This window comes from Aeromonas enterica, from assembly GCF_054052465.1.
Map to the genome: position 1 here is coordinate 1 of NZ_JBSTYL010000022.1, position 14,073 is coordinate 14,073.

Annotated in this window: 10 protein-coding genes and 5 pseudogenes; 10 read left to right on the forward strand and 5 right to left on the reverse strand. The window is 56.1% G+C overall.

Annotated elements, in window-relative coordinates:
- From ACW5XD_RS18775 to ACW5XD_RS18795, 5 pseudogenes are all read right to left on the reverse strand, one after another.
- Window positions 1–135, reverse strand: a pseudogene (locus ACW5XD_RS18775) (IS481 family transposase); the annotation flags it as partial.
- Between the two features lie 110 nt (window positions 136–245).
- Window positions 246–491: pseudogene (locus ACW5XD_RS18780) on the reverse strand (IS1 family transposase); the annotation flags it as partial.
- A 25-nt stretch (window positions 492–516) separates the two neighbouring features.
- A pseudogene (locus tag ACW5XD_RS18785) lies at window positions 517–702 on the reverse strand (IS3 family transposase); the annotation flags it as partial.
- A 131-nt stretch (window positions 703–833) separates the two neighbouring features.
- Window positions 834–959: pseudogene (locus ACW5XD_RS18790) on the reverse strand (IS3 family transposase); the annotation flags it as partial.
- A pseudogene (locus tag ACW5XD_RS18795) lies at window positions 960–1,529 on the reverse strand (transposase); the annotation flags it as partial.
- A gap of 275 nt (window positions 1,530–1,804) precedes the next feature.
- Here ACW5XD_RS18795 and ACW5XD_RS18800 point away from each other — a divergent pair.
- The 10 genes from ACW5XD_RS18800 to ACW5XD_RS18845 are packed head-to-tail and all read left to right on the forward strand — an operon-like array spanning window position 1,805 to window position 14,064.
- Complete coding sequence (locus ACW5XD_RS18800; RefSeq protein WP_456496190.1) at window positions 1,805–2,614, forward strand: thioesterase II family protein; 810 nt, start codon at window positions 1,805–1,807, stop codon at window positions 2,612–2,614.
- A gap of 23 nt (window positions 2,615–2,637) precedes the next feature.
- On the forward strand, window positions 2,638–3,504 hold the full coding sequence (locus ACW5XD_RS18805; RefSeq protein ID WP_456496191.1) for an isocitrate lyase/PEP mutase family protein: 867 nt from the start codon (window positions 2,638–2,640) through the stop codon (window positions 3,502–3,504).
- Entirely contained in the window at window positions 3,498–4,424 is a 927-nt protein-coding gene (locus tag ACW5XD_RS18810) for a hypothetical protein (RefSeq protein ID WP_456496192.1), read from the forward strand. Before ACW5XD_RS18805 ends, ACW5XD_RS18810 begins: the two co-directional genes overlap by 7 nt.
- The gene (locus ACW5XD_RS18815) at window positions 4,424–6,613 is read left to right on the forward strand and encodes an iron-containing redox enzyme family protein (RefSeq protein WP_456496193.1); all 2,190 of its coding nucleotides are present in this window, start codon (window positions 4,424–4,426) and stop codon (window positions 6,611–6,613) included. Before ACW5XD_RS18810 ends, ACW5XD_RS18815 begins: the two co-directional genes overlap by 1 nt.
- 32 nt (window positions 6,614–6,645) lie before the next feature.
- A complete protein-coding gene (locus tag ACW5XD_RS18820; protein WP_456496194.1) occupies window positions 6,646–7,839 on the forward strand; it encodes an acyl-CoA dehydrogenase family protein in 1,194 nt (397 codons plus the stop codon).
- Complete coding sequence (locus ACW5XD_RS18825; RefSeq protein ID WP_456496195.1) at window positions 7,836–8,984, forward strand: cytochrome P450; 1,149 nt, start codon at window positions 7,836–7,838, stop codon at window positions 8,982–8,984. The genes ACW5XD_RS18820 and ACW5XD_RS18825 overlap by 4 nt, the downstream gene beginning before the upstream one ends.
- Window positions 8,985–8,993: 9 nt before the next feature.
- Complete coding sequence (locus ACW5XD_RS18830) at window positions 8,994–10,316, forward strand: ATP-grasp domain-containing protein (RefSeq protein ID WP_456496196.1); 1,323 nt, start codon at window positions 8,994–8,996, stop codon at window positions 10,314–10,316.
- Window positions 10,309–11,577 (forward strand): MFS transporter, encoded by a 1,269-nt coding sequence (locus ACW5XD_RS18835; protein ID WP_456496197.1) that lies wholly within the window; start codon window positions 10,309–10,311, stop codon window positions 11,575–11,577. Before ACW5XD_RS18830 ends, ACW5XD_RS18835 begins: the two co-directional genes overlap by 8 nt.
- Before the next feature lie 59 nt (window positions 11,578–11,636).
- The gene (locus ACW5XD_RS18840; RefSeq protein WP_456496198.1) at window positions 11,637–12,992 is read left to right on the forward strand and encodes a lysine N(6)-hydroxylase/L-ornithine N(5)-oxygenase family protein; all 1,356 of its coding nucleotides are present in this window, start codon (window positions 11,637–11,639) and stop codon (window positions 12,990–12,992) included.
- A gap of 31 nt (window positions 12,993–13,023) precedes the next feature.
- Window positions 13,024–14,064 carry an NAD(P)/FAD-dependent oxidoreductase gene (locus ACW5XD_RS18845; RefSeq protein ID WP_456496199.1) on the forward strand — a complete coding sequence of 347 codons (1,041 nt, stop codon included), beginning with the start codon at window positions 13,024–13,026 and terminating at the stop codon, window positions 14,062–14,064.
- Window positions 14,065–14,073: the final 9 nt, after the last annotated feature.

Here is a 14,073-nt window from a genome sequence, read left to right on the forward strand (position 1 = left end):
ATAATTACGGCGGATTTCGTAGAACTGCTGACGGCTGTAGCCGATGAGCTTGCAGGCTTTGCTGACATTATTGAGCTCTTTGGCGAGCTCTAGCAGGCTGAGTTTGCGACGTGCTACTTTCTCGTTGGTGGTCATACGGTGACTCCAGATAACACGGTAGGGGTACCGTTTTGTTATCCGGTTTGAAGCCGTATGACCACTCCCTTTTGTGGGCAACTGTCAGGTGAATACCATCTCCATACACACTAACAAAATCGAGGTGATGCCTCCAATCGGTTGAAATGGCGCCTTTCGATAAAGGCGCCGATGACCTTCTCGTGGAGCTCAACAGCACGAGAGAGGCAGATGGTTTTACGAGCCAATAGTTTGAGACGTATTCTGAGTGTCAGGTTGTTACACTCGATACGTTGCCTGAAAATTTTCCTGGTTAGATATATCTTGCGGGGGACTTCTCTGGCGTAGCTACCCCAGTCATCACTGGTGGACTGACCCCACGACGGTAGACACATCCTGTCCTCACGACGAGGCCTGTTCGAAGGCCTCCGGACTGACGCCGCCAAGGTGGCTGTGGCGTCGGACTCTGTTATAGAACGCTTCAATGTAATCGAAGATATCGGCGCGGGCCAGATCGTAGTTTTTGTAGATCCGTTTTCTGATGCGCTCTTTTTTCAGCGAGCTGAAGCACGATTCGGCCACCGCATTGACGCTCCTATGTCAACAAGCTCGCGCCGAATCAGCTAAATCGGCCAAGATCAAAGGGTATAGTTCCCTGACGATGTAGCGTTTCAAACAGCGCTGGATCTCTTTCGAAGATAAACCTTGGGCTGTAGTGGTCAAGCAAAACTGGCCACGGTTTTATGAGCAAACCAGTAGAGGCGCTCAGATTCGTTGGGGGTTAAGCCCCCGTTGTATTGATGGGGTCTGATAGCGCTGTAATACCCCATCAGATACTCGGTTATCCGCAAACAGCTTTTATCCGATTCAGTTGCATGACACGTCCCACCCGATTTTTACTGCAGGTTTCTCCGATTTCACAGAGATCACCATGAACTCGTCGATAGCCATATACGCCGCCGCTTAGCGCATACGAATCGTAAATGAGTGCCAGCAAACGCTCATTGTCTTTATCGCGTGTACTGACAGGATTACGCAGCCATACATAAAACCCGGCCCGAGCGACATTTAATATCCGACACATCGTCATGACACCCCATACAGAGCGGTGATCATTGATAAAGCGGTACTTCAGTCGGGCTCCCTTGCAAAGTACCGCGCGGCCTTTTTCAAAATATCCCGCTCTTCTTCTATGCGCTTCAGATGCGCCCGTAGCTTCAGGATCTCGCTTTTGCTTCCAGTAAATCACGGGCATGCTGCTCGCTCTTATCCGGTTTGATAGCTCTCAGCCATTTGTAGAGACTGTGCGCAGAAACGCCCAGCAGATCGGAGACCTCTGCAACGGAATAATCGTGCTCAGTCATCTGACGCACGGCTTCTTCTTTAAATTCAGGTGTAAATCGTGGTGTACCCATACGCTTCTCCTATGCTCAAACTTTAAGGCAGGATCGTCTACTGGGGCGGGGTCAGTCCATTGAGGCTCTTGAGGTGTCTAGGAAAGTAGGGGTGATTCAGGCATCACCATTGATATATAAGAATTTATTCAATTGCTAAGGTTTTTTTTGTCATAACATCAGTTAAATCCTCATGCCTCTCCCTTACAGGGAAACGATATGATTGCCAGACGTAAATGAGACGTTAAATGTGTTGTTTTTTTGCATTTGTATGGATATGTCTGGAGAGGTTAGATGTGTCTGCAATTGAAGTTACTGCAAAAATGAATCACAGGTCTGGTCAGGGCCGTTGGTTTGTTGAGGGCAGAGAAGCACGGATTAATGATTCGGTACTCTATTTACTTGCCCACGCAGGAGGTAATGCAGAGGATTACCTTCGCTGGCAGTCCGGATTGTCGGACGAGCTGCTCATGAAGGCCGTAACGTTGCCCGGAACCGGACGCCGCTACGGCGAAGCGTACCCGACCGACATTAATCTGTTGACGGAAGATATTGCCGCCGCTATCGAACGGGAAGGCGATAAGACGTTTTACCTTTTCGGTCACAGCATGGGGGCAATACTTGCCTGGGAGGTTGCTAAAAAGCTGCGGATACCTCCCGCCGGATTATTGCTTTCCGCCAGCCTGAGCCCGACTGAAATACCTTCACCACGCATTATCCGTATGGCTGAAATGGATAATGAAGCGTTTATTCAGGAAATGGCTTATTTCAACGGCATTGATGAAAGTCTCATGCTCAATCCGTTTCTGAATGACATTGTTGCCGAAAAATTAAAACGTGATTTCCAGCTTATTGCCAGATACCGCTATCAATATTCTGCGCCGGTGAGCGCGCCCGTGATGGTTATCGTCGGTGAACAGGATGCGCATGTTCCGGTCGGCAGCCTGATGAAATGGCAGTCACACACGCAGTATTTTCTCGGGGCTAGGCAGGTGCCCGGGAATCATTTTTATTTTAACGATCATCCGGAAATTATGATTAACGCCATCGGTGAGATGGTGCGGGAAAGCCGGAAAAAAATCGACGATAACTCCATATTTATATAAGTGTACGTTTGCTGAGGTTATTTATGTTTACGGCGAATACGCAACCTGACAATTTGAACCAATACGAAAAGGCTGAACGATTCAAAAAATTACATACCGACGGGACGCCTTTTGTCATGCCGAATCCCTGGGATCGCGGAACTGCGATTTTGATGCAAAACGCCGGGTTTAAGGCTATCGGGACGACCAGCGCCGGGTTGGCGTTCTCACTGGGTAAGCTGGATCGCGCACAGTCCGTAACGCTTGAAGAAACGCTGGAAAATACCCGGGCACTGGTTGGCGTGACGCAGCTTCCCGTGTCTGTCGATCTGGAAGATGGCTTCGGTGACGACGCTGACGCCATTATGCAGACCATCCGAGCCGCCGCAGAAAGCGGCGCCGTCGGGGGATCGATCGAAGATTACAGCAGCGATCCGGCAAATCCGATCCGGGATTTTGACGCGTCGGTGGCCCGTGTAGCAGCGGCGGTCGCTGCGGCAAAGCGTCTGCCCTTTCCCTTCACCGTTACCGCACGGGCGGAAAACTATCTTTATGGCGTCTGCGACCTGAAGGACACGATCGCAAGACTAAAAGCATACCGTGATGCCGGTGCCGACGTGCTTTACGCGCCGGCATTGCCGGACGCCGACGCTATCAGAACGCTATGCGCGGCCGTTGACGCTCCGGTAAATGCGCTTCTGGGCGCGGGCAATCGTTTGTCCGTTTCGGAGCTGTTTGCGCTGGGCGTCACCCGTGTCAGCCTGGGCTCGGCGCTGTCCCGCGCTGCCCTGGGCGGGTTCGTTGCCGGGCTCCGGGAGTTACAGCAGCACGGGACCTGCCACTTCCTCGATCACGCCGTCGGCTATTTTGATGTGGCTAAGCTGCTTGAGAACGGAGATCTCCCGTGCTGAGTGCAGCTTCGCAAAGCAAGCTACTGGCTGCGCAGTATGTGTTGGGTGAGCAAAAGCTTGCTTGGCATGAACTTGAGGATCTTCAGGCGCGGGCAAAACAGTTTTCCATGCCGTTGCAGGCAGGCCTGTGGGGCTGGGGGGAAATCTACAAAACAACGGGCTCCGTCACGGATATGGCAATCAGGACGTCCCGGATGACGCTCGCCGAAGCCGGTTACGCGGGGCAGGATATCGACACGACGATCGTGTGCAGCTCTTCATTACCAAGCGGCACGGAGGCGCATCAGCATTTTTTACGCGAGTTCGCCGGTCAGCTGCAACTGGAGCAGTCGGCGATCACCGGCGTGTCGCTCGGGCGCTGCACGAATTTGCTCAAAGGGATCCATCTGGCCAGCGGCCTGATTCACAGCGGTCAGGCAAGGCGGGCGCTGGTCGTCACCAGCGACGCTATCAGCGATGAACGGCAGCGGATGGAGAACTTTGCGCTTTTCTCTGATGGCGCCGCTAGTTGCCTGATTTGCCATGCTGATGATGCGCCGCAGGGGGATACGCTGCTTGCCGGCGGCGGGCGGCAGGATCTCAGCCAACTGCATCAGGGGCTTTCAGCCGGGCTGGTACGGGCGGTCAATCAGGACCTGTTTTCGTCTGCGGGCATCACGCTCGGTGATATCATCCGTCTGTTTCACAGCAACGTTTATCTTCCCCTGTGTCAGCTGAATGAAATGCAGGCGGGTTATCAGCAGACGCAGCTTTATACCGACAATATCCCGCGTTTCGGACATTGCTTTGCCGCCGATCCGCTGATCAATTTTATCGATGCCCGGAATAACGGGGCCGTGAGCGACACCGCATTATACCAGTTGGCGGTCAGCATTCCCGGCGCCAGAGCCTCACTGTTACTGCGAAAAGGAAGCGTCTGATGTCTTTCTCATTCACCGATAACACCACATCGCTGCCCGATGAAAAATTTCATTTTTCGCCTGACGCCCACGCGGCGCTGATCGTGCTGCGCGACAACGCGGACGTACACGAAATTTACCGCTGCCTGGTCAGCGATATTGAAAGCGAAACACAGCAACTTTTGGCCTTACAGCTGATCCAGACATTCCTGAGCGCGCCGCAGCCGTCGTCGGCGTGGGATCGCGCCGCATTTGAGGCGTATATCGCCCGGGCGAAGACGACGCTGGCACAGTCTGCGGCCATGCTGCTCCAGTCTGATGGCGAAGAGCGCGCTATCCTGCTGAAGCAACGGGCATTGCTTTCAATGCTGGCCGGATGCTGGCTGGACCGGGTGTCCCAGCCCGCCACCGAGCCTGCTGGTGTCGTAAACCTGCTGAACGCCCATCGCTTTACGCTGAAAGGCTGTGGCGAAATCAGCTTCAGCCAGCAACAACAGCGCCAGCGCCGCTTTGCCGCAACAGGGATCACTCTTCCTTTTGTCGGCGCACCCGGTGCACCGGCGCAGTTGCACAGCAATGCGCTGACGCTCTGGCAGGCCGTATTTTGGCTGGCTTTTTCCCGCCTGCCCGCCAGCTACCTGCCGGAAGTCGCCGGTATCCATTTTGCTTATTACGCGCTTGGTTTTGACGATGCGCTGCTGGAAATGCCGCCGTCGCTGACGGCCGCACAGTGCACGACGCTGCTGGACGGTTGGCTGAGCGCCTGTAATTACTCCGCAGGGGGCAGGGAGGATCTGCAACGGTTTTATCGGGCGGCCGCCCTGGCGACGGAGCTGGAGCTGAGCCATGCCGGCATGCTGCTGACGCAGCAGGAACAGCTTGCGGCCCGAACGCCGGATGATCGCATGGCTGAAATCATAGTGCGCCATTTTCCTTTTGCGGGGAAACAGCACCAACTGGTGATGCTGGAGCAAAAAGCGCTGAGCCAATGGAGCGTCGATGACGCCGCCGCGATAACGGCGTTTTTAACCGCCTTTAAACGCTCACCGTATTTACGGCAAAAGGACGCAAAGCCGGAGGGCTGCCGTTTCATGCAGGCCATCCGCTTCGGCGGTGCCATGTTCGGTATTTTCAGCCAGCGTGAGGCTGAAATCATGGCGTCCTGGATTGCTGATGCCCAACGGCACGAACGCGAAATTACGCTGAGCTGCTTCCGGGAACCGGGAGACGCGCAGACAGCCATCTGGCGCGATCGCTATCGTTGTACCCGCATTGATTCACTGCTTATTCTTGAAACGCCATCGTTGCCGGAAGCCCGCACGCTGTTTTATCGCCTGGTGAACATTGAGCACTACGCCAGCCACCTGGCGGCGATCAAACAACGGGTGACGGACACGCTGCAACAGGCTCAGGTGTTGTTTACCTGTGGTCAGCAGGGGCGTTACACCGACGCCAGCGAGTTCGGTTACAGCCCTGAAGCCCTGCGGGCGCGGACGGACGCGATTTACTGGCAAAAACTGGTGAACCCGCTGGAGCGGCTGACGACCATTCCCGATCGTGAAAGCGTGATTTTCAATCAGAAACTGATGGCACTGGGAAGCATGATTGACGGTGCCTGGGCCCATCGTTTCGGCAGCGTATTGCGCAGCCATCGCCGCAGCGACGGCATGATGCTGGCCATTTATGCGGATGAAATGGGGCGCGGCGACGTGGAGAAAAACCATATTACGTTGATCCTGCGTGTCCTGCACAGCATGGGGATTATGCTTGCGCACATCCGCGACCCTGAATTCTGCCACCAGCAGGAATTACCGGATATCTATGACTTCTCCCTGCACCAACTGGGTATGTCTCTGTTCCCGGATTCATTTTATGAAGAACTGCTGGGCTATAACCTGGGGATTGAAATGCTGGGGCTGGGCGAAATGCGCATGCACGAGATTCAGAAGCTGCGCCGCTACGGCTTCGACACCATTTACGAGGAAGCCCACCTCACCATCGACAACTTTTCCGCCGGACACGCCCGGCAATCCGTTGATTTGATTATTGCCTACATGGAAGACCTGCCGCCGAATATGACGCCGGACGAACGTCAGCAACGCTGGCGCCGCATATGGCAGGGCTATGCCTCTTTTGCGTGGTTCCTGGAAACCGACCTGAAAAATAACGTATCCGCCGCTGCGAACACATACAGCGAAGTACTGATCTAATTGTCTTATGACTATTTATGTAAGGATGCCTTGTGAGTCAATGTATTAGCCACGACCTGACGCTGCTGTCGCTGCCTTTTTTCACGCCGGGGCACCAACAATACGTGCATGAACTGGACCGGTGGTGTCAGCAGCAGCGTGAAACATTGCTGTCATTACGCCACCAACCGGTGGCAGAGCAGAGCCGTCAGATGCTGCATCTGCTGGGGCAGGGAGGGTGGCTTGATCACCTGAATACGCCCGATCTGCCGGTGCCGAACGATGCGCGCAGAATGTGTTTATCCCGGCAGACGCTGGCCTATTTTGATGATCTGCTTGATTTTTCCTGGTCGATTCAATCCCTGAGCGCCAGCGTGATTCAGCGCTACGGCAACGACGCGCAACGCAGCGACTATTTACCTGCACTGGCGCGCGGAGAGCGTATCGCCGCATTCGCGTTGTCCGAATTACAGGCGGGGACTGACATTGCCGCGCTGACCCTGGAGGCGCAGCGCTGCGAGGGCGGCTGGCTGCTGAACGGAGAGAAAGCGTGGATTGCCCTGGGAGATATCGCCAGCGACATCATCGTGATCGCCCGCACCGGTGAAGGGCCGGGTCCGCTGGGGCTGAGTGCGTTTATCGTCGATGCCGTTGCCGGCGGCGTCAGCGCCCGTCCGCTGGACGCCGTTGCTCCCCGGTCATGGTCGCACCTGCGTTTCGACAATGTCCGGGTTTCGCCGGAGAGCCTGCTGGGGCAACCGGGGCAAGGATTCATCATCGCGCTGGATATCCTCGATCGTTTTCGCATGACGGTCGCCAGCGCCGCAATCGGGTTTGCCCGGCGTGCGGCGGATATCGCACTGCGGCATGCCGCGCAGCGCAAAATTTATCGCGGACGCCTGCTGGATCTGCAACTGACCCAGGCCACGCTGGCCAAAATGGAGGTTTCGCTTTCTGCCGCTTCCCTGCTGACGGCCAGAGCCGCCTGGCAGCATGACGATGGCCGGCCGTTTGCGCGGGAGTCCGCCGCCGCGAAATATTTCGCCTGTGAGCAAGCCTGCAAAATCGTTGATGACGCGCTGCAGCTGCTCGGGGCAGCGGGCATCGTGGCGGGCAGTCAACTGGAGCGGCTGTATCGGCAGATTCGCCCGCTGCGCATTTATGAAGGCGCGTCCGAAGCCTTGCTGATGAATATTGCTTCTGCCCTGGATACCCTGCGGGTTATGAACCGGGAGGATTTATCGTGAGTGATTTACTTAACCCGCTCAGCGCGATCCAGCATGACTCGCCCTGGGAATATTACGCCCGGCTGACCCGCGAGACCCCGGTCTATTTTGACAGCGACCTTAAGCTGTGGGTGGTGAGCGACGCCGCATCAACGGACGCGGTGCTCAGCAGCCCGGTGTTGCAGGTACGCCCGGTGTCGCAGCCTGTCCCTCCGGGTCTTGTCGGTCAGCCGGCCGGTGATGTCTTTGGCCAGCTGGTGCGTATGCGTGAAGGTGAGTATCAGCAGCAGCTTAAGGCCGTCATTATCCGTGCGTTTTCCACGGTAGATGCCGTGCACGTGAGCCAGCTGGCCCGGCAACTGGCGCAGCAGGCGCTGAGCGACGGCGAGGAGATTAACCGCTGGATGTTTTCCGTGCCGGCAGCCGTCGTTGCTACGCTGTGCGGATTTCTGCCGCGGGACGTGCCGGAGGTTGTGGCGCTCATTGCGGAATTTGTGTTGTGCATTCCTGCCGCCGCCGGTCCTGAGCATCAGCAACGCGCCAGCCTTGCGGCAACGTCGTTGCTGGAACGATTTTCCGCGCAGATCGCGCAGGCGCCTCAGAGTTCTCTGCTGACGGAGCTGCTGCGATGCGCCGACGAAGAAGGCTGGTCTCAACGAGCGCCGCTGATCGCGAATGCCGTCGGTTTCTTGTCGCAAACCTTTGATGCCACGGCCAGCCTGGCGGGCAACACGCTGCTGACCGCGCAGCGTTACCCGGATCTCTGGCAGCGCGGGCCGGCCGACGCTTTTATTGATGAAACCGCGCGTTACACCTCGCCGATACAAAATACCCGCCGTTTCGCCGCGCATGAGGTGACGCTGCTCGGTCAGTGGATCGCGCCGGATGACACGATATTGCTGCTGCTGGCGGCGGCAAACCGCGATCCTGCCCGGTTTGCACAGTCTGATGTTTTCCAGCCTCAGCGCAATACGCAGGCGTATTTCTCTTTCAGCGGCGGCCGGCATCGCTGCCCGGGCGCCGCGGTTGCCCGCGCTATTACGCACGGCATGGTTTCCGCGCTGGATGCGCATATGCCGGACTGGCATCAGCGTTTGCATAAGCGTCGTTACTTGCCTTCAGGTAATGCCCGCATTCCCGAATTCTCACTCTCCGAGATTAACTGAGGTCCCTGGATGAACACTAAAACGCCGCTGCCTGAAGCTTTTGTTTTAACCGGTGCTTTTTGGGTTATTTGCCGTAATTCGCTTTATCTGACGCAGCTTGCTGAACGCGGGCTGGCTATTTTGGTTTTAACGCCGGAAAGTTACCGCCGGCAGGTGGAAGAAGCCCGCAGCAATCCGGACAGCCCCGTCTCGCGGATTACCGACGTGGCGTATGCCGAGGGCTCGCTGGACAGAGAGGCATCGTTTAATCCCAGCGTTGTTGCCGCCATACAGCAGTGGCGTACGCACTATCAGATTGTGGGTGCTTTTGCGGTGGGAGAGACCCTGGTGGAACCGACCGGCATTATAGCTGATGCCCTAGGCATCCGCTCTCCGGGGTTGCGCGCCACGCGTACCTGCCGCAGCAAATATCTCCAGCGTTTTTATCTTAACGCGTTCAGTCCGGATTCAGTGATGGTGCCGCCAGAGCAGCGCCACCGCATCAGCACGGAAGGGCTCGCTTATCCGCTGATCATTAAACCGGCTACCCGTCACTCCTCTTCCGGTGTCATCAGCGTCGATTCGCCGCAGCAGGCCAGCCGCGCACTGGCGGATTACCCCGCCCATGAAACGCTGTTGCTGGAACAGAAAATCGTGGGGCAGGAGTATTCGGTAGAAACCCTGTCGCAAAACGGCGTGGTGATATTCGCTTCTGCAACCCATAAGGTGACGACGGACACTCACTCGAACACCTTTGTGGAGCTGGCGCATACGGTGCCTAACCCCGATCAAAACAGCGCGCTGCTGCTGGAGGCGACGCAACAGGTTCTGACGGCGCTGGACTTCGGTGACGGCATCGCGCATGCCGAATGGCGCGTAGACGCCAACGGCCGTCCCTGGTTGATGGAAATCGCTTCGCGGACGCCGGGTGACGGCATTTTACCGCTTTATAACCTGGCGTACGGTCAACCCCTCGAACCGGTCATTTTACGCATCATGCTCGGCGAACCAGCCGCTTTACCCGCGCCCGGGCGTATCGCCCGCCAGGTGTATCTGGAGCATACCCCCGGAATACTGAAGGACGTGCATATTGACTGGCCGGGCGCGGAGATCGCTTGGCTGAACGACAACGATCCCTGGCCTGCCGTCCTGGCGGGCGGGTGGGATGATGCGCCTGCATTGCGGGCGGTTTTCGTTCATAAACAGCACGGGGATCGTCTGGAGGCGCTGCGCTCCTCGGAAGATCGCGCGGTGGTTTTCTTCATCGATGCGCGCAGTGCGGAAGAGCTGGATCGGCTGGAAAAGCAGGTCAGGGAAAAAATTACGTTGCATATCGAGGGGCATCATGACTAATACATCGTCCGCGCCGGGCGTACTGGAAACATTTTCGCAAAGCCCGCTGTCATCAAAAGTCGTCTTACTCGGCGTGATGATCAACCGGTTGTCCGGGTTTCTGCAAATCTTTATCGTGCTGTATCTGGTGTCGCTCGGCTATTCGCATCAGCAAACCATCATTGCCCTGGCCGTGTACGGCACCGGCGCCGTTATCGGCGCGCTCCTCGGCGGCGCGATCAGCGAACGCTTCGGGCCGCGTCTTGCCAGCATGATCAGCATGGGGGCGACTGCGGTGCTGACGGCGGCGTTGCTCTACCTTGACCACTTTACCTCCATCCTGATCGTCGTGGCGCTGGCCAGCCTGTGCGCCCAGTTATTCCGCCCGGCCTCTGCGGCATTGCTGTCATGGCAAACGCCGCCGGAACGGCAAACGATGATTTTTGCCATTTACCGCCTGGGTCTGAACCTCGGGGCGACGGGGGCGCCGCTCATCGGCTATGCCCTTTATCACTGGGGCGGAGAGAGTTTTACGCTGCTGTTCTGGGGAGAGGCGATTATTGCGGCGCTGTATGCCGTACTGGCGATGCTGACCCTGCCAGGGAAAAACGAAGTCGGGGAAATCAGTAAGCAGGCCGGTGCGGATAAAACGGCCGCGGGTGGCTACCTTGACGTGCTGGCCGACCGGCGCTTCGTCCTGTTTTTACTGGCGACCTTCTGCCATTCCGCGGTTTACGTGCAATACATCACCACGCTGCCGCTCTACGTTGAAGACAAAGGGATCGCACTGTTCTGGTATACCCTGGCGGTATCACTCAACGGCATCATCGTTATCTGCTTTGAGCTGTTCATCACCAAGTTCACCCAGGGGTATAACAAACGTTATGTACTGGCGTTCGGTTTTGCGCTGATTGGCGCGGGCGTTGCTTTTTATGCCGTTCCCATCGGGCCTGCGGCGCTGATCATCGGCACGCTGATTTGGTCGTTGGGGGAAATCATCTCCGGTCCTTCCTTCTTTGCTTTCCCGGCGAACGCCGGCCCGGGGCATCTGAAGTCCCACTATCTGGGCAGTTTTCATTTCATGTTCAGTCTGGGGATCGCGCTGGGGCCGGTTATCGGCGGCTGGCTTTATCTGTCGCTGGATACGGCCTTTTGGCCCGTCATTGCGCTGGGTTCCGTCTTTGCGGCCCTGGTTTGCGGCGTGGGCGTCAAAGAACCGGCCCCGGCGCCGTTGAAAACGGAAGCGGGTACGTCAATGGCGTCCAGTGAGGCAATCGAGTAGTTAACGATCCCGGATTCATTATCCCGGATGAATTATCTCAAACATATAAGGGCGAATTTATGAAACAGGCATTAAACGGCGCACCTTCTCATTATACCCTGCTGGGTATCGGGGCAGGACCGGCAAATCTGAGTCTGGCCTCTTTGTTACACGATAAGCCAGAAATCAGTAGTCTTTTTCTTGACCAGAAAGCCGCCTTTTCCTGGCATGACGATCAAATGATCGACGGCGCCACGTTGCAGGTTTCACTGTTTAAGGACCTGAGTACGCTGACCGATCCGACCAATAAGTTTACCTTTATGTCTTATCTGCATGAGAAAGGGCGCATTTACCACTTTCTTAATGCGCAGTTTGATGAGATCCCGCGTCGTGAGTTTCGTAACTACATGGCCTGGGCGGCGGAGAAAAACCGTAACGTATCCTTTGGCGAACGTGTGCTACACATTGATTTTGATGGTGTATTCCACATTGAAACTGACAAGCGCCAACTTACCGCCGATCACCTTGCCGTCGGCGTAGGCACCAAACCCTGGGTGCCGGAGTTTGCGGCGCCGCTGCTGGGTAATTCGCAGTTCCACGTCAGCCAGTATATGAAGAAAAACCATAATACCGCGGGGAAACAGGTGGTTATTATCGGCGGTGGCCAGTCCGGGGCTGAGGTATTTCTCGATCTGTCGTCGAAACCGGCCAGCGAGCGACCGGAGCGTATTACCTGGCTGTCGCGGCGGCGTAATTTTTTCCCGATCGATGACTCGACGTTCACCAACGATTTTTATATGCCCTGCTATTCGGAGTATTTCAGCAAGCTGCCTTTGCATCTGCGTCAAAAAACCAACCGTGAGAATATATTAACGTCCGACGGTATTTCCGAGTCAACGTTACGGGCAATTTATCAGAAGCTTTATTGCCTCCGGTTTATTACGCCTGGTGAGCTTGAATTCGATTTAATGACCAGCCGTTCGGTGAGTAATGTGGTACAGACATCATCAGGACGTTGGCGGGTTGATTATAAACATCTGGACGTTGAACAGGCAGAACATATAGAGGCTGATATTATTATCTGGGCAACCGGTTATGCGCCGGCGGAGAAAAATTTCCTGAATGCTCTGAAAGAACGAATTCATTATGAAAATGACGAGTTCGTTATTGATGATGACTTTGCGATCGTATGGGATGGTCCCCGCCAAAATAATATCTTCGTGCAGAACGCAGTGCGCGGCCAGCGCGGGTTGCCAGACGTCAACCTGAGCCTGAATGCATGGCGGGCGCAGCGCATAATGGGGCGGCTGTGCGGAGAGTATCCGCGCCAGCAAATATCCTCATTTATTGACTGGTCGCCTGACGTTGATAATAACGGCGTGCATAAGATTAAGGATAACGTTATGCCGGAGAAGAAAATCATTACGGCGCGTTAAATATCATATTCTAATATAGTCTTAATATATCATGATGAATAAAAACGATATTGCTATTATCGGTGGCGGTATTATTGGCACCGTTATTGCCCGTGAAGTGGTGAAAAAATACCCGCGGGCAAATATTTCACTTATCGAGAGGCAACTGTGCGGTGCCGGAAGTTCATTTTATTCCGCAGGCGTTCATTTCCCCCGGGGGATCAGTGAGCGCGTGCGGGAAATGTCCCGTTTCAGCCATGACTATTATCAACCGTTCCTCGATGACGGGGCGCCTTTTTATTCTTTACCCATGGAGCTGGTAACCGGAAAAGCGCATTGGGAAGAGACGTGCCGTAATTACCTTCCCGCCGCCGGGTTTACGCCGGCGGAAAGCATGAATCCCCGGATTCATCTTTCTCCGGATGATGAGCAGGTCGTGCTGCGGGGAAAGGGGGCACATTATGCCGATGTGTTTGCCCTGATCCAAAAATGGCTGCCGGCGCTGCGCCCGTCCGTGGCTGTGCGTGAAGGGCTGAGGGTGACGGCGCTGCGTCCCCGGCATGATGGTTATGACGTGGCGCTCAGTGACGGCACGGTTCAGGCGGCCAGTCAGGTGATCCTGGCGCCGGGCCCCTGGCTGGCTGAGCCGGCGTGGCGCGAGCAGATTGCCGGGCTGGGTATCCGGGTGAAAAAAATCGTTGCCGTCCATATTGCCAGCAAACCGGAGCCCGGCGCGCCCCTGACGATTTTCCATGACGAAGATGCTTTTCTGGTGCCGTGCCACAGCCGCGGGCACTGGCTGTTCAGCTATACCTGCCAGGAGTGGGATGTCCTGCCGGGGGAGACCGGGCCTCTGCAGGCCCGTGATTTGGAGACGGCGCGTGAGCTGCTGCGCCGTTATGCGCCGGCGCTCGCCGGGGAAATCAGGGATGGCCGGGTTTTTTGTGATGCTTACAGTCCGTCGCGGGAGCCAGTCATCACCCGCCTGGATGAACACCTCATCTTTGCCGGCGGGGCCAATGGCTCCGGCTACCGGCTGGCGCCCGCTATTGCCGCCGATGTTATTCACCTTTTAACGCAAACCGCTTTCTGAGGATGCCCG